Raw genomic sequence first — 21,493 nt, forward strand, 5'->3', positions numbered from 1 at the left:
TTATTTATTATTGAATATAATTAACTATCTACCATAAAGAGCCGTCAGCATGGAAAAACATAACAATGGTTAATGACTTGATTTTTCCTGATATTTTATTATATCTGCTAGATATGGTTGGGGTGATTGCTTGCGCTATCGCCGGCACCTTGCTGGCTCAGCATAAAGGCTTTGATATCGCCGGTTGTATCTTAGTCTCTATGGTGAATGCGATTGGCGGCGGAACTTTGCGCGATATGGCTTTGGATCGCCACCCGCTATTTTGGATGACCGATCTCAATTATGTCATCGTCATCACCGCAACCTCCCTTACCCTACAAGTGTTTTTTCATCTGTATCATAAAATCGACAATGCGCTGAGGTTCTTTGATGCAATAGGGCTTGCCGCCTTTAGCGTCATTGGCTTTAAGGTCGCTCTTCATCAAGATATGTCGCCTCTGATTGCCATTATGATGGGCGTTTGGACGGCTATTATTGGTGGCTTACTACGCGATATTATCTGCAATGAGATACCGCTTGTGCTGCAAAGAGAGATCTATATCACCGCGAGTATCGCAGGTTCCGTGACTTATCTATTGCTCGACTATTTAGGCCTAAACCCTGGGCTTAACGAGTTTATTATGCTCGGTGTTATCTTTGCCGTACGTATGTTAGCAGTAAAGTTTGACTGGCATCTGCCTTCCATTCGTCTCGTTGATTGATACTAATAACCACTTAGCCGCGCTTATGTTAAACATTGCTTTAGATACAACCTTAATCACTACTTTTAACCCGCGTTCGTTATTATATTTATTCGATATGATAGGTATCGTTGCGTGCAGTGTTTCTGGAACGATTTTGGCCAAGCACAAAAACTTCGATGTATTTGGCTGTTTATTGGTCTCAATTGTCACAGCGATTGGCGGTGGTACCGTGCGAGATGTGATCTTAGATAGACATCCACTATTTTGGATGATTGATATGAGCTATCTGACAGTCATTACCATAGCTTCTATAACGACGCAGATATTTTTTCATCCCAACTCAAGGCGGGTTGATAAGTTTTTAAAACTCACTGATACCATTGGGCTATCAGCTTTTACGCTAATCGGTATCAAAGTTGCCGATAGCATGGGCGCTAATGTGCCCGTAGCCTTGCTATTAGGTGTTATTACGATCATTGTCGGTGGCATCATTCGCGATATGATCTGTAATGAGATTCCGCTGGTACTACAACAAGAGATCTATATCAGTGCCGCTTTAGCTGGCGGTATTTTGTACTTCGCTTTGTACAATTTGGGGGTAGCAGTTTGGGTTGCAGATATCTGTACTATGAGTGCTATCTTTAGCATTCGTATGTTGGCTATTCGCTACGATTGGCAGTTCCCATCCTTAGAATGGCGGCGTTAGACTCTTAGTTTACTAAAGCCAAATCTTTGACCATCAGCTGTAAGCTGCGTTTACCATTCCATTCATTGACATCGAGCTCAAAGAGGATATGTACCTTTTCGGCGCGGTAATCCCAGACATCGGTATCAAAATTAAAATAAATAGCATCGATAGGATACTGCACACCAGGATAGCGTAAGGAGAGTTTGAGATGCTTGTCTTTGAGTATCTTGAAGCTTAAGACTTCAAAGATGCCATCGAATATTGGCGCGGCAAAGCCATGTCCCCAGATACTCGCATCGGCCAACTCATCAGCGAACCATAAGCTAAAGTCGCTTGCTTGCAGCTCACCATCGGTGAATTTTTGTTCAGCGAAAACCTCTTGATCCAGCTCCGCCAATACCTCATCAAAAGCGGCGACAAACTCATCAAAATTGCGACGTTTAATCGTCAAGCCAGCGGCCATCGCATGACCACCAAAGTGGGTAATAAGCTCGGGGTTTTGCTCAGCGACTTGCTCAATAGCGTCGCGAATATGCACCCCAGCGATGGAGCGCGCCGAGCCTTTGATTGCGTCGTCGTCTCCCGTACGTTCGGTATCTGCAGGAGCAAAGACAATACTGGGCCGATAGTGGCTTTCTTTTAGGCGGCCTGCGACGATACCGATGACGCCTTGATGCCAGTCGTCCTGATAGAGCACTAAGCTGCGTTTGGTAGCAGTGGCTGGCCCAGCATCTACGGTTAGCGTTGTTTTGACTGTAGAGGCGATGATAGTATCATCGCTGCCTTCTAGATCAGTCTCTAGAGTATTGTCAGCTGCGCTATCATTTTCTAAATCCTTAATAATTTGATCAGCCTGCGCCCGCATCTCGCCCTCGACTTGTCGGCGACTGCGATTAAGTCGCTCAAGCTCATGTGCTAAGCGCTGGGCTGTCCCCCAGTCATCGGTCAATAAGCACTCAATACCGATGCGCATATTGTCCATACGTCCCGCTGCATTGATCCGTGGCCCCAATACAAAGCCAAAGTCCTGCGCATGCAGCTGCTTAGGGTCACGTCCTGCTTGCTCAAGCAAGGCTAAAATACCGATGCAGCAGCGCCCTTGGCGAATGGCATTTAGCCCATGATGAACAAGGATACGGTTATTTTTATCGAGTACGCCGACATCAGCGATAGTGCCGAGCGCTACTAAGTCTAGATATTGACTGACTTGCACCGCCGGTTTACCCGCTTCACGTCTAAGCTTTGCAAGCCTGCCTAAGACATAAAAAGCCACGCCGACTCCCACCAAAGCCTTACTATCAAAGCTGCAGTCTAGCTGATTAGGGTTAACCACTGCTTCAGCCGGCGGCGTCGCTTTGGTCGTTAGATGATGATCGGTAATGATAACGGTGATACCGTCCGCTTGCGCGCGGGCAACACCCTCATGACTTGAGATACCATTATCAACGGTAACAATCAAATCAGGCTGATAAGTCTCAATGCCTAATTCGACAATTTCCGGCGTTAGACCATAGCCGTACTTAAAGCGATCGGGCACTAAGAAATCGACTTGCGCGCCCATCTGATTTAACGCACGCATCATCAGCGCCGTACTCGTTGCACCGTCACAGTCAAAGTCGCCGACGATTAAAATGCGCTTGCCCTCATCGATAGCTGCATCTAATAAGCGCACTGCTTGTGTGACGCCATGCAAGTCTTCAGCAGGCAGCAAACCTGAAAGCTGAGTCTCAAGCTCTTCAGGCTGCATGATACCTCGGCCGGCATATAACCGAGCCAGGGTAAAAGACTGAGCAGCGAGCGCTTGCAGCGCGATGGGTAGCTCGTCGATACGAGTACCAGTAAAGCGGGGAGTTAAATTTAGCATAGCGGTATTCTACTGGCTTTAGTAGAGGGTCACAATATTAATTTTTATCTTACGACCACTTATCGTTTGAATAGTCTGCTGCATAGCTGTTAGAGAAAAACTTATGATAGCAGTTACAAAAACCGTGCATTTTTGCGCTACTTTTCTGCAATTTGCTACAAAGCTATGATTGTACAGTGCAAATATTTCCTTAAACTATAAATTAACTTTTTTGTTTCCACTTTTAACTATTCACCCTATTATAAGGATAATTTATGAAAACGACGCCAAAAGCTGAAAAACTTCCTAGCACTATTGATCCCAACTTAGACCTCGAACAAGTCAGAAAAGAGTGCTTAAAATTAGTCAAAAAACGCGCGAAGTTTTCAGCCGGTGTAGCGGTTGTGCCTGTACCGTTTTTTGATGTTGCCGTTGATGCAGGTATGCTCACTCAGCTCATCCCTGAGATTAGTGAGCGTTTTGGCCTCATCGAAGACCGCAAATCAGCCATTGATCTAGAGTCGCGCGAAGTACACTGGAGCGCTATCAGAGATCGGACCGTTGACTTCGCAGGTTTAATGGCCACTCGCGGTATCGTCAAAAAGACCGTTCAAGGCTTCGGCGGCCGTATCGCAGCAAAACAAGTGACGAAGTTTGTACCATTAGGCGGGCAACTCGTTGCAGCGACTATGGGCTACACTATCTTCAAAAAAATTGCCTCTGATCATGTTGAGGATTGCTACAAACTTGCCAAAGAGATTCAGCAAAAACAAAGCAGCAAAAACGTCTAAACCATCAGTTAAATCATTAATGACTAGATACTTGCAACCATATCGCCAGTTAAGCGTCGCTTAGCTGGTTTTTTATATCTCATGTATAAAGCTTGCCACTATTAATTAAAAACCAGTCGTGCTATTTTGCCTATTACAAATTCAGCTTAAAGGACTAAATAATGAAAAAACTTGTACTCTCCACTACTATGCTAGCGGCTCTTGCTCTAACAGGCTGCGCTTCTACTGGCGCTACTAGCAATTCAGGCGATGCTATCGGTACGGCCAATGAGATTGGTATGAATGTCTTCAAAGCCGCTATTGATAACCAATGCCGCAGCCAAATCGAAAACCAAAATGCGTGGCGTATTGCTAGCGCGGCGATGAGTGATGAGCAAGAAGAAGCGGTCAAGTCTCGGGTATGCGGCTGCGTCAGTGAGCAAGCACCGCAGCAAGTGACTCTCGTTGAATTAGGTAATGCGGCAATAGATCCAAGCTACCGTACGCAACTGGTCACTCGAGTCGTCGCAAAATCGCTACAAAGCTGCTATGGCAGCATCGTTGGCTAAGCGGTTACAAACCGCGTCATTGTGCAAATAAACTAGATGACTTAGGGTATCAAGGCGCTGCGCCTTTTGTTCATGGTATTGCCAGCGGTGACCCTCTACATGATAAAGTCATACTATGGACACGCATCACCAATGACGGTAGCATCACCGCCGCTAGCATCCCTGTTGGTTATGTCGTTGCGACTGATCCAGAGCTACAAAACGTCGTAGCTAGAGGCAAAAGCCGAGCCACTGCTGAGACTGACTTTACAGTAAAAGTGGATCCTAAACTGCCTGAGCCTAATACCACTTACTACTATCAGTTTGAGGCTTTAGGCTACGCTTCTCCTGTCGGCCGCACCCGCACTATCCCTAATGCTGATCTGCCAGCAAGCGAAGTTGATCGCGTACGTTTGGCAGTAGTATCTCGCTCTAATTATGGCTATGGTTATTTTAACGGTTATGCCGATATCGCTAAGCAAGCGGATATCTCGGCAGTCCTGCATTTGGGCGATTACATTTACGAGTATCCAGAAGGTTTTTATCGCGACAACGATTTGAAAGACGAGCGACCAATTTTCCCTGAGAATGAAATTATAAGCTTAGAAGATTATCGCCTGCGTTACGCTTGTTATCGTACTGACATAGACCTACAAGAGTGTCATCGTCAGCATCCGTTTATTGCAGTTTGGGATGATCACGAAATCGCCGACAACTCATGGAAAGGCGGTGCCAGATTCCATTTTCCTAGTAAAGGCAGCTATATAGAGCGCAAGATGTCAGCGGTGCGCGCGTATCATGAGTGGATGCCGATTCGCGGTGATGATAGCAATGAGCTAGATAGTCAACTGCGTATTTATAGACGTTTTGAGTTTGGTAAGCTGTTTGACTTAAATATGTTAGACACGCGTATCTTTGGCCGTGAGAAGCTTGACGCCTCTGCTAGTAATGAGCCTGAGCGTCAACTACTTGGACTTGAGCAAGAAAACTGGCTCTATCTAAACCTAATGGATGGTAAAAATCGCGGCGCAGCTTGGCAAGTGCTAGGTCAGCAAGTAATTTTAGCGCCTTTTATGGGAGCGTCTGCAACCAACTCTGGTGATATTTGGAACGGCTATGCTAGTGCACGTAATCGTTTGTTAGAGTTTATTGAAGATAACAATATTGACAATACCGTCGTACTCACTGGCGACTATCATGCCTCATTTGCCTTTGATGTGGCCAAAAACCCTTTTGAGACTAGCAGCTATAATCCAGGCACTGGAGAAGGCTCGCTGGCGGTAGAGTTCGTCTGTCCGGCTTTAACGTCATTAGCTTCACCTGAGGATAACTCCGGCCCAGAAGCCAATCCGCACCAAAAATTTAATAATCAAGTTGATCATGGCTATATGCTTCTTGATATCACTGAGCAAGCCTTTGGCTGTGAATGGTACTATACCGATACCTTAAAAGAGCGCAACGATAGCACTCGCTTTGCCAAAGGCTTAGTCACGCAAACATCAACGAATCATTTGGTAGATAGCTCACAAGCTCGATCTATTATGGACTCACCCGCTCTGGCCTCCAAAGACAAAGCTGTCGCAGTAAAAACGGTTTGATTCGAGTGTATTAACACCAAGCGACGATCAAGTCACAATAAAAGAGGTGCACTAAACAATTAGTGCACCTCTTTTATTGTGACTCTATAGAAACTCTCTAGACAACGCTACTCTAAAACCTTCAAGCGCTTAGAGCTTATCGGCATCAGTAATAACCGTATCAGGACCTACAGCTGCCGCCATCGGTAGTACTTTACTACGGCGGAAATACTTAGAATGCGTATTTATGATCTCATTAACACCATCGATGAGATCTTCAATCACGTCATCATAAAGACCGTGATGCAGCTCAGTCTCAAAATCAGTAAAGGGATGCTTACGCGCCGCCGCTCTGACATCAGTAATGCCTTGTTTGCTATAAAACACATTGACACTACCGTCACTATTTAGCACACAAATCAGCTCTCCCTCATCAATCATCATATCGAAACGCTGCGGCGTAAAAATATAATCATCGACGTCGAGTAACTCTTTTTCGATTCCTTTTTTAAATAACGCTTTGACGTCCATTATGGTTATACTCCTAGAATAATTTATTAAAAATCTTATTTTTTAGCTAAAGTCTGTATAAGCCGGAGCTTTAGCTAGCTTTATCAAACGATACTTTATCAATTTATTCTATAAAATGAACTCGCTATTTTTAAGGTAAAAAATGTAAAACTGCGTTTATAGTTAGTAAGAATAGCCGCTCTTCGTTATATCGAAATATCGGGTTTTCAACTTCGCATACTTCTAAATCAAATGCGCCTTGAGCTCTAGCACTTTATCGCGTGTCTTAGCAGCGTCCTCAAACTTGAGGTCACGCGAGAACTGCTTCATTAGCTTCTCAAGACGGTTGATCTCTTTAGCCAGCAGATCAGGGCTTCTGAGTATACTGATATCGACATCCGGCAGATTGCTCTTAACTGGAATCGCTTGATTGTCGTTAGCATCAAGCTCTTCACCGGTATCAATTTTATCAGTGACACTACGGCGCGCGCCTTTTGGCGTGATGTTATGCTCCACATTAAAGGCAATTTGCTTTTCGCGGCGACGATCGGTCTCCTCTATCGCCTTTTCCATACTTGGCGTAATACGATCGGCGTAAAGAATCGCTTTACCGTTTAGGTGGCGAGCAGCGCGGCCAATGGTCTGAATAAGGGAGCGCTCAGAGCGCAAAAAGCCTTCTTTATCAGCATCAAATATCGCCACCAATGATACTTCTGGCATATCGAGCCCTTCACGCAGCAGGTTAATGCCGACGAGTACATCATGGACACCGGTACGCAGCTCATGAATGATTTGCATACGCTCAACGGTATCGATGTCGGAGTGCAAATAGGCCACCTTGATATCGTATTCTTTGAGATAGCTGGTGAGATCTTCCGCCATGCGTTTGGTCAAAGTGGTAATCAATACGCGCTCATCCAGCTCGCGGCGTTTGGTAATCTCTGAGAGCACATCATCGACCTGGGTCAATACAGGGCGTATCTCAATCTCAGGATCAATCAAGCCTGTTGGTCGCACCACTTGCTCGACGACTTGCTCGCTGTGCTCAAGCTCGTATTGCGCTGGGGTCGCACTAACATAAATGGTCTTGGGCTTGATGCGCTCCCACTCTTCAAACTTCATCGGCCGATTATTCATCGCGCTTGGCAGACGAAAGCCGTAATTCACCAAGTTCTCTTTACGCGACCTATCACCTTTATACATCGCGCCGACCTGCGAGACAGTCACATGCGACTCGTCGATAAACAGCAGCGCATCTTCTGGAATATAATCAAACAACGTTGGCGGCGCCTCACCCCAAGGACGACCAGAGAGATGCTGCGAGTAGTTTTCGATACCATTACAGTAGCCGAGCTGCTGAATCATCTCTAGATCATACTGCGTGCGCTCTTTGAGGCGCTGCGCTTCAATCAGTTTATTATTATCACGAAAGTACTCAAGACGCGGCTCAAGCTCAGCACGAATGGTCTCGCTGGCGGCCTCAAGGCGATTACGCGGTGTCACATAATGCGACTTGGGATAAATGGTAATCCGTGGCACACTGCGCACGGTTTTGCCTGTCAAAGGATCGAACCAAGTGATTTTTTCGACCTCGTCATCAAACAGGTGAATACGAATCGCCAACTGCTCAGACTCCGCAGGATAGATGTCAAGTAGCTCCCCGCGCAAGCGATACGTACCACGGCCAAAATCCAGCTCGTTGCGGGTATATTGCATCTCGACCAGACGTTTGATGGTCGCGGTACGATCGATCTTGTCACCGACGACGACGTGCAAGAGCATTTTAAGATAACTCTCCGGATCACCCAGACCGTAGATACAAGAGACGGATGCGACGATAATAGCATCCCGGCGCTCAAGCAATGCCCGCGTTGCCGACAGACGCATCTGATCAATATGATCATTAATAGCGCTGTCTTTTTCGATAAAGGTGTCGCTAGCTGCCACATAAGCTTCGGGCTGATAATAGTCATAATAGCTGACAAAATACTCAACAGCGTTATTCGGAAAAAAGGCTTTAAACTCGCCATATAACTGCGCCGCCAAAGTTTTGTTATGCGCCATGATAATCGTTGGGCGCTGGCACTCGCTAATCACCTTAGCCATCGTATAAGTCTTACCCGAACCCGTCACGCCAAGCAGCAGCTGCTCATCCATATCAGCATTGATACCCTTAACGAGCTTTTCAATCGCCTGCGGTTGATCGCCTGCAGGCTCAAAGTCGGTGACCATCTCAAAGGCGCGGCTCGATATTTGCGTTCCTGACGCATTGACACCACTGATCTCAGCTTCGCCTTGTAGCTGAGTGGCTAATTGATTTAACTGGCGCGACGAGCGCGGTTCGGGCATACGCATATTAGCTTTCTTCTTTTTTAAGTTTACAATTATGTGGGGGCTTTACGCCTGTTTTTAAAGGTTATTTGCTGGCCTTGATGCTAGTAATTTGGTGTTAATTACAGACCATAATCACTGACTATCAAAGCTGATATTCAGCTATCAGTTATGAGTGAGTATTGATAAGAAGCTCATTAAGATACTTTGTTAAATCAAAGGCTGCTGCCCCGCTTAGGTAATCAAAGATTATAATTAAGCTTGTTTTAGCTATTATATTTACAAAGATTTTCATGCTTAACAAAGCCATTACATGACCACCTAATAAAGCCTAACGCTCATGGGTTGCATACCTTTAATAAGCTGTTATTATTAGTATCGAAAGTTGATAAGAAAACGCTGACTAAGAGCTTTAAACTAAGAGTCTAAAAATTTAGTCGGTTATTAGATAACAATTAAATATAATCAAAAATGGAGTAATCTATGAGAGAACGTTATGCAAGTGGTATAAATGATGATACTGCCAAAAAAATGGTTGAGCTGTTAAACTCTAATCTAGCCAACTTGATTGATTTGAGTATGGATAGCAAGCAGTGCCATTGGAACTTACAAGGTACTGGATTCATCGGCGTGCATCAGTTATTAGATGAAACTTATGAACGTCTGACAGAAGCTTTTGATACTGTCGCTGAACGTATTGTCATCTTGGGCGGCAAAGCAAATGGCATCTCTAAGCGTGTCGTTGAAGATTCTATTTTAGAAACTTACCCAACTGATATTACTGAGGTTGAGCAGCATGTTCGTGAGCTGACCAACCGTTATAAGACTATTGCAGCTTCACTACGTGAAGGTATCGATACAGCTGGTGATGCAGGCGACGAAGATACTGCGGATTTATTAACCGAAGTTAGCCGTACTATCGATAAAGATGCTTGGTTCATCGGTGCTAATGCGCCTAAAAAATAATATTTCTATCACTGTTATTTGCTAAGTTATAGAATACAAAAAAAAATCGCCTAGATGGCGATTTTTTTGGTTTGATACTTTTTTTGATTTGATACTAGGGTTATTTAGCTTCGCACTGGATTTGGAGAGCTTTTAGGCGGCGCGATGGTTTTGGCATTAGGCGCAGATAGCGTCAGGATGGCCTCTTGAAATATCTTATTGGCACGAAACTGGCTCTCGATGCTCTCAAAGATCTGCGCGATACTCTCTTCTCTTTGATTACCTCTGACATCTACAGCCGCTACCATAAATATCTTTTTTGGTCCCACCCATTCTAAATGTAAGTAAGAGACGCTATCGACTCCTTCATGTCTCAAAAGCTCGCTTAATACATAATCATGCGTACTATCTGAAACTTTATACCCCACCAAAAAGTCGCGATTACGACTGATCAAAAATATCGCCACTGCCCCTAATAATATACCGACAATAATGGAACCTAACGCATCCCAAAAAGCCTGCCCGGTATAGACGTGCATGCCCATTGCCGCTGCCGCGATAACTAGACCAGTAACCGCCGCTAAGTCCTCAAAAAACACCCCGCGCAAAGTGGGGTTAGAAGTCTCAACCACATAACCAATAGCGCTAACCTCGATAGCCTGACCTTGCTTTTTACTTTGCAAATAAGCTTGCACTAACGAGAAGCCCTCAAGTACAAAAGCCACTGCCAAAATAATAAAAGCGATCGTATAATTGGTCTCAGCTTCTGGTGCATTCCATTCGGTAATACCTGTATAAATAGAGACAATGGAGCCTGCCATAAACACGCCAAAAGCCGCTATCATCGACCACACATAAGCTTCTTTACCATAGCCTAACGGATGACTTTCATCCGCAGGTTTGACGGCTTTTTTCTCAGCGACTAATAAAAAAACACCATTGCCCGTATCCGCCCATGAGTGCGCCGCCTCCGCTACCATAGACGCCGAGCCGGTGATAAAAGCGGCAACGGACTTAGCGATAGCGATCAAAAAGTTAGCGCCAATAGCAATCAAAACCGTAATCACCGAGCTGGACTTTTTATCTTTATTATCAGGATCTGGTTCAGGCTTTTGCGCGTTTGGTTTATGACGCGTCAGCTCTGGACCACCTAAGTGTAATTGCGGGTTGGCGACGGAGGGTTTTAGACTCATAAAAAACTCTATAGCATGGGTTAAAAGTTTAAAGGCTAAACATAATTATTATCTAGACTAAAATAAATTAACCGTTATTGTTTTACAGTAGCCCATCCGTTAACTGATGGTAACTTTTGACGATGTTACTTAGATTCTGGGTTACTTAGATTCTGGGTTGGTCTGCGTATTTTCAGCTGTGCGGGTCAACTCTCCGACTTCTTTACTGATATCGCAACTAGGACGATGTGCGCTTTGCATACGCATCTCTTTTCGCTCTAATGCTGCATCAGCGCGGCACTGTTGGCTCTCGTTTTTGATCTCTAGCGGCGGCACAGGCGTAGGCTTGCCGTTATCGTCGATCGCGACCATAGTAAAGTAGCAGCTATTGGTATGGCGGATCGTCCGCGCGCGTACATCTTCAGCTTCGACTCTGATACCGACCTCCATTGAGGTGGTACCGACGTAATTAACACTAGCGGCAAAAGTGACGAGCTCGCCGACATAGATAGGCTCACGGAACATCACCTGATCGACCGATAGCGTGACAACGTAGCTACCACTGTAGCGACTGGCACAGGCATAAGCGACTTGATCGAGCATTTTGAGCAAGTCACCACCGTGGACATTACCGATGAAGTTGGCCATGTCTGGAGTCATCAGTATCGACATATAAAGTTCGTGGTTTAAAGGGGCTTTTTTGGCGGTGGAGCTGGTGTTGAACTGAGCCATAGTGATCCTTAGTTACTGTACGGAAGTCATTGTGAAAGTGTCATTGTGGTTTGTTGTGCAAAGTTTATTTGTCATTTATACAGTAGGCGATTATTTAGTGCAAATCGATAAAACCAAAAAAACGGCTTAACCTAAGTTAAACCGCCGTTATTAATCGCTCAAGAAATTAAGCTGTAGCCGCTTTATTTAGCCAGCGAAAACGATATGCTAACCAAGCTGTGCCCGCACTGACTGAACCCGTTAAAAAACCGCCCCAAGTAAAGTCTACCAAGGCAGTATCTAGCGTATAGCCTTTAAATAAGGCCAAACTGGTAAAGTCATAAGTACCGTATGCCATTAAGCCAAGTAAGCCGCCCAATAAGAAGATATGCCCGATAGAGGCCTCTGCTTTTATTTGCGGATAAAGAACAATAATACATAAAGCTAGGATATAGAACATATAAAACACAGCCGCCGCCATCATATTCGGCTCATTCGCTAAAAGATGACCGATACGCTCCTCATAAAACAGCCCTTTCATCGTTGACAGCCAGACAAAATCCACGCCCAAAAACATAGCAACAGCAACGAGATAAACAAACGTATAGCCCATAATAATATCCTTTTATCATACTACACATAGATTTCCACTGCCCCTATGTCTAGCCTATTTTATTTGCGTAATCTATTAGACTTATTACCATGCTTTAACTGTACTTCAATATGACGTTTTTAGGTTTAGTAATCGTTATGGCTTTAGGTAACTTAATTGTAAAGTGTCTCAATTGTAAGAGCCTATAGTTTATAAAGCTTTTATAACGATAACTATTCTAGGGCGTATTGAACATTCAAATATTAGGACTGCTGATAGATAAAATCGCACCAAACTAGGCGTAAACCGACGATAATGTCGAGGCCTTAGCTAGGTTTACAACACCGTTTGGGGTGATTTTAGCATCAGCCCTTTGGGGCGGGGCTCTTTTTTGCCAATACATGGTGAAATTGTCTATCCTAGAATGACTAGCATTCGAAAATTTCACTGCGTATTGCCTGAAAAATAGCCGCCGCCAGTGCCACATTTGAATGTTCAACACGCCCTAATGTTAGACATCTTGTCCTTAGCCAAATGCAGCCGCAATGCTAGAAGCGCTACGCTGATTAATAGTACTGCCCATGGGCTTGTTTATCACATCAATTACAGGCGAATCAGAGAAATGTAAAATGTCGATATTGTCAGGTTTCACCGCAGTCAGTTGGACAACGCCAATGGTGCGCTCCAAAAAGCCGCCTTCGCAGTAACAAAAATAAAACTCCCATAGACGAATAAAGGCCTCATCATAACCAAGTGCTTTGATATCCTCGCGCTGCGACATAAAGGCAATACGCCAATCGCGTAAAGTATGCGCGTAGTCAAAGCCATAGTCATGCAGTTGCTTGATAACCATATCCGTCTGCTGCATAAACTGGTTATTCAGCTCTTGATTAGAGAGCAGACAGCCGCCTGGGAAGATATGGGTCTGAATAAAATCCACTGAATCAATATAGTCTTGATAGTTTTGATCGTTAAAGGTGATGGCTTGTAGTACCATTAGTCCCGTAGGCTTAAGCAAATCATTGCACTTAGCAAAAAAGGTGGGCAAATACTCACAACCGACTGCCTCTATCATCTCAATGCTGACTAGCTTGTCATACTGTCCTGACAGATTGCGATAGTCCTCTTTGAGTAAAGTTATCTTGTCAGACAGCCCTGCCGCGTCAATGCGCGCCTGTGCTTCATCAAACTGCGCATCGGATATGGTTGTGGTCGTTACATGACAGCCGTAATGACTCGCAGCATAAATGGCAAAACCGCCCCAGCCAGTGCCAATCTCTATTACCTGATCATCGGCAGTCAATTGCAGGCGCTGACAGATAAGCGCAAGCTTATGCTGCTGAGCCTCGCTAAGGGTGGCCTCTGGGTTTTTGTAGACGGCCGAGGAGTACATCATGGTCTCATCTAAAAAACGCTGATACATATCGTTGCCCAAGTCATAGTGAGCTAAGATATTGGATTTAGAGCCTGACTGGTCGTTACTACGCAGCTGATGATTGGCCTTCTCAAAGGCTTTGCTTATACCGGCAAAGCGGTTCTCAAGCTTATTGAGCACTGCTAGATTACGCGCCGCCAAGCGTATCAAGCCTGTCAAATCATCGGTATCCCACTCGCCATTAATGTAGCTATCGGCAAGCGCTATAGATCCGCCAAAAAGCAGCTGACGATAGACACTGATATCATGAATCGTGAGGGTTACATGTAGAAAATGACGACCAATAGCAGAGCTACTTTTGCTATTGATAGCCTGACTACCAAAGCTATATGCTTGCGTCTGCTGAGCATAATCCTCTATTACTGTGATACCGCCAAACTGTACTCGTTTTAACGCTTGAAATATCGCCTTTCTAGCTAAAGCATTAACGCCGTTACTCACAGGTCGCAAAAGAGCGCTATCATTTAAAGCCTGACTCACACGGGCATTTATTTTTTCTAATCTACTGCTTGGCTGGCGATCGGTTGGTCGGGCTGGCATCGCGGTGGTATCCTCTTGTCCGTTTAAGAGAGTCGCCTATGGATCAACGCTCAATATTAATATTTTTCTTTACTACTGTTGTTCAAAGCTTTTATGTCGTTAAAACTATGGTCTAGATCTGTTACATCAGCTCAGTTTTAGCCGGCTGAGTGATTACTTGTTAATTATTTACTGACTGCTCACTATCTGCTAGCTTCTCATCGTAATTGATATAAGGCACTTTTTTGAATGCATAGAGTTTAAAAGCATGCCAATAGATACGAGTGAGTGAGGTGAAATTCATCAATGGGTTTTGTTTTAAGCTTTGGCGGATGCTCTCGTGGGTCATCGGCTCTCCACTCATTTTTATGCCCGTTTTGAGTACTTCACCGCGCTTGTCACTGATATTGATCGCTATCCGAATATCAAAAACATCGTTTTTATTAGCCTTATTGCTTTTAGACGGTTGTGGTTTGACGCTGACCTGCCAGCGATAGAGCTGATCGATAGGATTAAAGGGCGAGACATGAAAATCTTTATCATGACAAAGCTCCGTCTCCTCGCCTTTTAATAAAAAACCATAATAGTGGCGCTTATCCCACGGTGTATTAGACACTTCTGCTAGTAAATGGGTGGGCGTTTGCTCACTATCAAAACCGATATAAAAGTTCACTGGGCTAAAATAAACACCAACATTACGGCACACTATCAAGCCAATAATCTCGCCTGTCGGCGTGCTGCCCGTTTTATCTTTAAAGACAGCATTTAAACGCTGCAACAATCCCTCTATACTTTGAACATTAGCATCAGCACTAGTAATATCAGCTATTTCTTGATTCGCCTGATCTAATGGCAAACCTTGCAAGTAGTCATCGGCATAAAACTGCTGTAACGCTTTATGTTTCGCTGAAAATATCGGCAAGCCTTTGATAATTGCTGCACCAAAGAGAAGTTTATTGAACAGTTTTGCGCTATGAGTATGGTTATTTTGAAGCTGCATGCTTGCGACTTCTGGTAATCCATCACCTGCTGCCAAAGCGCTAATATTGACGCCCCAATAACGGTACGGATAGATAAATTTATGCACACTCGGTAATAGGCGACTGTGCCACGTTGTGCCATGAAACAGCTGATGGGTAAATTGACTATTAGACGAGTGGTCTCTTTTAGGCATTAAGCGCTCTTTCATTTATGTTTACTGCTGTGAAGGACTCTAGCCAACAGACCGTGCTTTTTTGTTTTAGCAGCGGTTAGAACTTTAGGCTTAGCTGCTATCGATGCGATATAAGCAAGCAATTCTTGATTGGTCTCCGCACTAAGCAGTTGGCGATTGTCTAATTTGTGCATAGATTTATCCGCTCTGACTGGTATGTCTTTATAGACAAAGGGCGTATGCGCCGACTCACCATCTGGCAAATGACTGGCGTCAACCTCGTCTTTGATGTCAATCTGACTACCTAAAGACTGACAAACTCGCAAGCCACTGCGCACGCCATCTTCGTGAAAACCATTAAACCAATAAGCACCGCAAAAATGCGTGTGCAAACCACTACTAGAGATGGTTGACCACTGCTTTTGCGCCTCTATCATCGGCTTGTCAAACACCGGATGGCTATAGTCAATCGACTTGATAATTTGTGCAGGGTCAATCTTGTGATTAAGAGTGACCAGATAATTGTGCTGCTTCGTCAGCCTTTGTAAGATATTCATATGATACGTCAGTACTGGCTTCGCAGAAGTTTGCTCGACTGTGTTATGCGTCTTGCCATCGGCATCAAGCAAGTAGTTCCAACTCGCCCAAGCCAATGGCTTATTGGGCAGGACGCTAGTATCGGTATGCAACACAGCTGTGTTAGAAGTAAAGCGAAAATGACTTAAGACCTCAGTCTCATCGCTAGTCGCATCTTGCAAAATCTTTAAAGCAGTATCGGCGTGACACGCAAAAATCACCTCATTAAAGTCTAAACTTTCTATACTCTTGCCATTACTCATCTTCAAAGTCACTTTAGCGTCAGTACTGTCAGCTTTGTTGTCCCTATTACGAGTGACCGACTGTACGGGAGAGTTGACTCGCACTTGCCCACCTTTTTTAACAAAGCGCGTCACCAACTTATTAACATATTGCTTAGAGCCACCTTTAATCGTGAACCACTGCGGGCGATTGACCACGTCTAGCAGACCATGATTATCAAAGAACTGCGCAAAGAAGACTAACGGGAAATCTTGTACGTCTTCTAAGCTCGTTGACCAAATAGCTGACACCATAGGCAGCAGGTAGTTATCAGTAAATAATTTTCCGTAACGTTTACTGGCTAAATACTCGCTCAAGGTTTGCTGAGTGTAGCGAGTGACCGCTTCGCCATTGCTGCGAGCCGCTTCAAAATCCTGACGCAGCTGCTTCATCTGCTTGTTAAATTGCAATATATCTTGCACAAAGCGCCAAAACTTCGGGCTGATGATATTTTTACGCTGCGATAGCAAAGTATTTATGGTATGACCGTTATACTCAAAGTTGCGGGCAACGTTTTTGACCGAAAAGCTCATATCTGTCGATTGAAACGGCACTTGCAGCTCATGCAACAGACGAAAAAAATTCGGATAAGTGCGCTCATTAAAGACAATAAAACCGGTATCAATCGCACTTTTTTCTGCCTGACTTTTTTTACTAAACCTAGACTTTGACTTTCTGCCGTCTTGTAATGCCACATCGATAGTATTGACGTGACCACCGATATAATCATTAGCTTCAAAGACGGTAACGTCGTGCTCTTCTACTAAATAGTGCGCGCAAGTGAGTCCTGAGACGCCTGAACCGATAATGGCAATATGTTTTTTAGTTTTACCATTCTTTTGGCGATTATCATCGCTAGTACTACTCTGTGCGGCGGTTACAGCGTTACGGCGAAACAACGGCATGCCTATTATCCTTTAGACTTTTTTAATATATTTGACTGTCTTGATGTACGTAGCTCTCTAGCGACTCACTTATGACTTTTTGTACAGCTGCTTACTGACTTGCTGCCACGCCATATCAGGCAGAGTGCCTAAAGTTTTTAGTGGCAAAGTTAGTTTTCTTGGAAACTCAATGACTTCGTGCTCAGCTTCGATACCATCACGAATGGCTTGACTGGCTTGCTGAGGAGTCTGCAAAAACGGCATCGGAAAATCGTTTTGCTCAGTCATCGGCGTATCGACAAACCCTGGCACAACTAAGCTGACCGCGACATCAAATGGTGCAAGACTGATTTGCAACGTTTTCATAAGATAATGAATCGCCGCCTTAGAGCTGCCATAAGCTTCTGCGCGAGCAAAAGGCACATAAGCGGAGGCCGAGCCTAAACCGACTAGGCGACCTTTTGAGGCGATAAGTTTAGGTAGCACGCCTTCGATAGCGTGCGAGAGTGTGCCCATATTGATTGACATCACTTTCATAAAGCTTTCGCTGTCAAAGTTCGGCATATCTAAGTACTCGCAAGCCCCCGCGCAGCAAATTGCTAGGTCAATGGTATCTAGCTTCTCAAAAGCCGCGATGACCGCTTCTCTATCCATCAAGTCCAAATCTATGGACGTCGCGCCTAAACTTTTGAGTTCCGCTAAAGCCTCATCATCGCGCCCTACCGCATAGACGTGCTGATCCTTTGCTAAGTAGTCTTTTGCGAGTTGCATACCTATACCTGAGGTCGCACCTGTGATTACGATATGCAGTCTTTCAGTCGTTGTTGCCATTACACTCGTCCCTTTTTAATGATGATTGCATTCTCACTATTAACCCATAGTTGTTTTAGCAATACTTGAGTTTATAATAGCTAAATAATACAAATAAAAGTTATCGTTATTGTTGTAACTTCGCAAACGTAAAATAAAAGTTAGATATGGTTATTCAGAGTCTGACTTTGCCAAAGACCATAAATTTTCTGTTACTAGTGTGGTAGGACAGCCTACCGTCTACATGCTACAATAAAGCCGCTACTCGCGCTTATTGAGGCGCGTGGGCACAGCGATAATTCTACTTTTATAGTGACACTTCTAATAACGACCATTTAATAACGGCGTTTCTATCCTATCTCTATTTTCTATTCAGACTTATTAAGGATTTTTTATGAGCGAGCTGCAACTATCTGACCGCGTTAATGGCATCAAACCTTCACCAACTCTTGCTATTACCAACAAAGCCAAAGAGCTAAAAGCGGCTGGTAAAGACATTATCGGTTTGGGTGCAGGCGAGCCAGATTTTGATACCCCAGAGCACGTCAAGCAAGCGGCGATTGAAGCGATTAATAATGGCTTTACTAAATACACTGCCGTTGACGGTACGCCTGAGCTAAAAAAAGCCATCATCGACAAGTTCAAGCGTGATAATGACATCAGCTATGAGCCAAATGAGATCCTAGTATCGGTAGGTGGTAAGCAGTCGTTCTTTAATTTAGCGCAAGCCTTTATTAATCCAGGCGATGAAGTCATTATTCCAGCACCATACTGGGTCAGCTATCCTGACATGGTACTTATCGCTGAAGGTAAGCCGGTCATCGTAGAATGCCCTGCTGAGCAAGATTTCAAGATCACCGCTGAGCAATTAGAAGCTGCCATCACTGACAAAACCAAAATGCTGGTGCTAAACAGCCCCTCTAACCCAACTGGCATGATTTATACTTTAGACGAGCTAAAGGCGCTGGCTGAAGTTCTGAAAAAGCATCCGCAAGTTTATGTGGCCTCAGATGATATGTATGAGCACATTCGCTGGACGGGAGATAAGTTCTATAATATCTTAAACGCCGCTCCTGAATTAAAAGAGCGCGCGATTATCTTAAATGGTGTATCAAAAGCGTATGCCATGACCGGCTGGCGTATCGGTTATGCCGGTGGTCCTGCCAAGCTGATTGGCGCGATGAAAAAAGTACAATCGCAGTCGACCTCTTGCCCAACCTCTATCAGTCAAGTAGCAGCAGCTGCCGCTATTAGCGGCGATCAAAGTGTCCTAACACCTATGGTCGATGCGTTTGAGAAGCGCTGCGACTTAGTTGTCGACGGTCTAAATGCGATTAAGGGTATTACTTGCCTGCGCCCTGACGGTGCCTTCTATGTCTATCCTAATATTAAGCCTTTGATTAAAGCAGCTGGTCTATCTTCGTGCACCGAGTTCTCAGAGTGGTTGCTTGAGAAAGTTGGCGTCGCAGTCGTCCCTGGCGATGCTTTCGGTTTAGGCGGCTTTATGCGTATCTCTTATGCCACTGATGAAGCGACTTTAAAAGATGCCCTGTCGCGTATCGAATCGGCGGTTGCTGATTTGGATGTTGCAGAGTAATTAGCCAATCTAAACGTGAGCAGCATTGAGCAAATTTGATGATTTAGCAAAAAGACGTCTATTAAAGACGTCTTTTTTGTGGCTACGGCATACTCGCCAATAGTGTCAAGCACTAAGGCGTATCCTAGCTGTCAGAAGAAGAATAAGCCTTAATTTTGCCAATTTAGCTAAAATTTGCATTAAAAAATAAAAAAGGCTTGACGTATTTTTTATCTTTGCTAGAATACGCTCCACTTAGCAGCAACTCATTGTCTAAATAAGTCGTTGTTAAGCTCGTTATGAGCATAAACACTCATAGCTTATTCCTCAATAGCTCAGTTGGTAGAGCGTCGGACTGTTAATCCGTGTGTCCCTGGTTCGAGCCCAGGTTGAGGAGCCAAATTTTTGACTATTAGTCAATCGTTAGCTGGTTATCTACGAATATCTTAATGACCAGCTAATCTGTTTTGTTGAATCACTTTGATTCAATTATGGCATTTGCCAAGACCCTTATCTTTTTGATGAGGGTTTTTTTATGACTGATATCTTACATTTTTGAGCTTTTACGCAAATCGCTAGAGACTTTAGACGAGGTTTAAAGAGTTCAAAAATATTGCGCTTAAAGGTTGACAGTCTCAAGTGACTTGGCTAAAATATGCCACACATAACGCGAACTACTTAGCAAACACTGCTAATTTAAGTTTAAAGTTATACCCTTTTATTCCTCAATAGCTCAGTTGGTAGAGCGTCGGACTGTTAATCCGTGTGTCCCTGGTTCGAGCCCAGGTTGAGGAGCCATATTCTATAAAGAGGCCTTCATCATGATGTGATGGGGGCTTTTTTATGTGCGTTATTTTCTGGCTTAGCTATTTTTTTGCGCCATTTTATTGTATGGTAAGACAGATAGCTGGTTTATTTAGATAGCGTGTTTTAGAGAGCTTTTTTGCTAGTGCTGATGACTCCTATATACTGATTGCCATTATGAATAGCGCAGCGCACTTATAGCATTGCACACTCTAAAGTCGGCTATCTTTTTTCTTAATATTAGGGCGTGTTGAACATTCACAAATGCGTACTGCTGATCGCTAAAATAGTTCTAGTCGTCGTTAAAATTGCAGGTAATGCTTATTGCATTGGCTAGATTTTCACAACGACTAGGGCGATTTTAGCATCAGCCCTAACTACAACAACAGGGACAGGACTATTTTTTGCCGCTTTATTGATAAAAATAGACGCTTAGAACGACTAAACTTACCATTTTTATCTGCAAATCGCCTAAAAAATAGTCTCTGTCAGTGCCATGGTCGAATGTTCAACACGCCCTATTATTCCTACTCACTAAAAGTAATGGTTTATTATGATACCTGTACGCATAAAAAATAAATTCTCTGATCATCCCCAAAAAATCATGCGTCCGATTAGCATTCGCCTCTCTGAGGAAATGATTGAGCTATTACAGTCTACCTCTTCAGAGCTTGGCTTTAAGCGCATTCAGGGGCTGATTCGCTTGTATATACGCCAAGGATTGGATCGCGACCATCAAGACTATACTTTGGCGCATGATGAGGTGTTTATTGAGTCCTTACGTAAGCGCGGCGTTAGTCAGCGTATTATCGATGAGGCTATTGTGGTGACTCATAATAACAATATCACCCATCCTCTATCTGAGCTACAAGACAATGATAAGTGATGAGGGCGACCTCTATCGTTAGACGATATCGTTAACGCCTACTCAAAGACTCAAAAAAAGCTAAGTTTGCTTAATCGCGCTTAGCTTTTTTTATCTCATATTCTTGATCATTTATCCTTGGACTGACAACTCTTTAGTCTCACCCGTTCCAAAAATCTTACTCAAACCTAGCCAATATTGACTATTAGATAGGTTTGA

The 21,493-nt window shown here is 44.1% G+C and carries 18 protein-coding genes and 2 tRNA genes; 10 read left to right on the plus strand and 10 right to left on the minus strand.

Annotated elements, in window-relative coordinates; all coding sequences use genetic code 11:
- Positions 1 to 65: 65 nt before the first annotated feature.
- On the plus strand, positions 66 to 701 hold the full coding sequence (locus I3248_RS00610; RefSeq protein WP_025646378.1) for a trimeric intracellular cation channel family protein: 636 nt from the start codon (positions 66 to 68) through the stop codon (positions 699 to 701).
- A 25-nt stretch (positions 702 to 726) separates the two neighbouring features.
- Positions 727 to 1,389, plus strand: coding sequence for a trimeric intracellular cation channel family protein (locus tag I3248_RS00615; RefSeq protein ID WP_238062165.1), 663 nt, complete (start codon positions 727 to 729; stop codon positions 1,387 to 1,389).
- 4 nt (positions 1,390 to 1,393) lie between these two features.
- On the opposite strand, the gene recJ is transcribed toward I3248_RS00615, so the two are convergent.
- Complete coding sequence (gene recJ, locus I3248_RS00620; protein ID WP_238062166.1) at positions 1,394 to 3,235, minus strand: single-stranded-DNA-specific exonuclease RecJ; 1,842 nt, start codon at positions 3,233 to 3,235, stop codon at positions 1,394 to 1,396.
- A 254-nt stretch (positions 3,236 to 3,489) separates the two neighbouring features.
- Between recJ and I3248_RS00625 the strand changes: the two genes are divergently transcribed.
- From I3248_RS00625 to I3248_RS00635, 3 genes are all read left to right on the plus strand, one after another.
- Positions 3,490 to 4,005 carry a YcjF family protein gene (locus I3248_RS00625; RefSeq protein ID WP_238062167.1) on the plus strand — a complete coding sequence of 172 codons (516 nt, stop codon included), beginning with the start codon at positions 3,490 to 3,492 and terminating at the stop codon, positions 4,003 to 4,005.
- Between the two features lie 161 nt (positions 4,006 to 4,166).
- Complete coding sequence (locus I3248_RS00630; RefSeq protein ID WP_025646382.1) at positions 4,167 to 4,553, plus strand: hypothetical protein; 387 nt, start codon at positions 4,167 to 4,169, stop codon at positions 4,551 to 4,553.
- 77 nt (positions 4,554 to 4,630) lie between these two features.
- On the plus strand, positions 4,631 to 6,130 hold the full coding sequence (locus tag I3248_RS00635) for an alkaline phosphatase D family protein (protein WP_346268413.1): 1,500 nt from the start codon (positions 4,631 to 4,633) through the stop codon (positions 6,128 to 6,130).
- 129 nt (positions 6,131 to 6,259) lie between these two features.
- Here I3248_RS00635 and I3248_RS00640 read toward each other — a convergent pair whose 3' ends face one another.
- Together I3248_RS00640 and uvrB are read right to left on the minus strand one after the other, a co-directional pair.
- A complete protein-coding gene (locus I3248_RS00640) occupies positions 6,260 to 6,640 on the minus strand; it encodes a hypothetical protein (protein WP_269117114.1) in 381 nt (126 codons plus the stop codon).
- 222 nt (positions 6,641 to 6,862) lie between these two features.
- Entirely contained in the window at positions 6,863 to 8,974 is a 2,112-nt protein-coding gene (uvrB, locus tag I3248_RS00645; protein ID WP_238062168.1) for an excinuclease ABC subunit UvrB, read from the minus strand.
- A gap of 459 nt (positions 8,975 to 9,433) precedes the next feature.
- Between uvrB and dps the strand changes: the two genes are divergently transcribed.
- On the plus strand, positions 9,434 to 9,916 hold the full coding sequence (gene dps, locus I3248_RS00650; RefSeq protein WP_025646386.1) for a DNA starvation/stationary phase protection protein Dps: 483 nt from the start codon (positions 9,434 to 9,436) through the stop codon (positions 9,914 to 9,916).
- A 104-nt stretch (positions 9,917 to 10,020) separates the two neighbouring features.
- Here dps and I3248_RS00655 read toward each other — a convergent pair whose 3' ends face one another.
- The 7 genes from I3248_RS00655 to I3248_RS00685 all read right to left on the minus strand — a co-directional run bounded on the left by I3248_RS00655 (position 10,021) and on the right by I3248_RS00685 (position 18,050).
- On the minus strand, positions 10,021 to 11,088 hold the full coding sequence (locus I3248_RS00655; RefSeq protein WP_238062169.1) for a cation diffusion facilitator family transporter: 1,068 nt from the start codon (positions 11,086 to 11,088) through the stop codon (positions 10,021 to 10,023).
- Positions 11,089 to 11,229: 141 nt separating this feature from the next.
- A complete protein-coding gene (locus I3248_RS00660; RefSeq protein ID WP_025646387.1) occupies positions 11,230 to 11,799 on the minus strand; it encodes an acyl-CoA thioesterase in 570 nt (189 codons plus the stop codon).
- A gap of 166 nt (positions 11,800 to 11,965) precedes the next feature.
- Positions 11,966 to 12,391, minus strand: coding sequence for a DUF2177 family protein (locus I3248_RS00665; RefSeq protein WP_025646388.1), 426 nt, complete (start codon positions 12,389 to 12,391; stop codon positions 11,966 to 11,968).
- Between the two features lie 505 nt (positions 12,392 to 12,896).
- Entirely contained in the window at positions 12,897 to 14,345 is a 1,449-nt protein-coding gene (locus tag I3248_RS00670) for a cyclopropane-fatty-acyl-phospholipid synthase family protein (RefSeq protein WP_238062170.1), read from the minus strand.
- Between the two features lie 160 nt (positions 14,346 to 14,505).
- A complete protein-coding gene (locus I3248_RS00675) occupies positions 14,506 to 15,498 on the minus strand; it encodes a DUF1365 domain-containing protein (RefSeq protein ID WP_238062171.1) in 993 nt (330 codons plus the stop codon).
- 11 nt (positions 15,499 to 15,509) lie between these two features.
- Positions 15,510 to 17,240 (minus strand): FAD-dependent oxidoreductase, encoded by a 1,731-nt coding sequence (locus I3248_RS00680; protein WP_238062172.1) that lies wholly within the window; start codon positions 17,238 to 17,240, stop codon positions 15,510 to 15,512.
- Positions 17,241 to 17,309: 69 nt separating this feature from the next.
- Positions 17,310 to 18,050, minus strand: a complete 741-nt coding sequence (locus I3248_RS00685) for an SDR family NAD(P)-dependent oxidoreductase (protein ID WP_201601212.1) — start codon at positions 18,048 to 18,050, stop codon at positions 17,310 to 17,312.
- Positions 18,051 to 18,423: 373 nt separating this feature from the next.
- Between I3248_RS00685 and I3248_RS00690 the strand changes: the two genes are divergently transcribed.
- From I3248_RS00690 to I3248_RS00705, 4 genes are all read left to right on the plus strand, one after another.
- Positions 18,424 to 19,626: a pyridoxal phosphate-dependent aminotransferase gene (locus tag I3248_RS00690; RefSeq protein ID WP_025646393.1), complete on the plus strand. Its 1,203-nt coding sequence runs from the start codon at positions 18,424 to 18,426 to the stop codon at positions 19,624 to 19,626.
- Positions 19,627 to 19,929: 303 nt separating this feature from the next.
- Positions 19,930 to 20,005: transfer RNA gene (locus tag I3248_RS00695), tRNA-Asn, on the plus strand.
- 322 nt (positions 20,006 to 20,327) lie between these two features.
- Positions 20,328 to 20,403, plus strand: a tRNA-Asn gene (locus I3248_RS00700).
- Positions 20,404 to 20,962: 559 nt separating this feature from the next.
- Complete coding sequence (locus tag I3248_RS00705; RefSeq protein ID WP_201601218.1) at positions 20,963 to 21,295, plus strand: CopG family transcriptional regulator; 333 nt, start codon at positions 20,963 to 20,965, stop codon at positions 21,293 to 21,295.
- The last annotated feature ends 198 nt before the right edge of the window (positions 21,296 to 21,493 follow it).

It is taken from the genome of Psychrobacter sp. Ps3 (assembly GCF_022129275.1).
Taxonomy (GTDB): domain Bacteria; phylum Pseudomonadota; class Gammaproteobacteria; order Pseudomonadales; family Moraxellaceae; genus Psychrobacter; species Psychrobacter submarinus.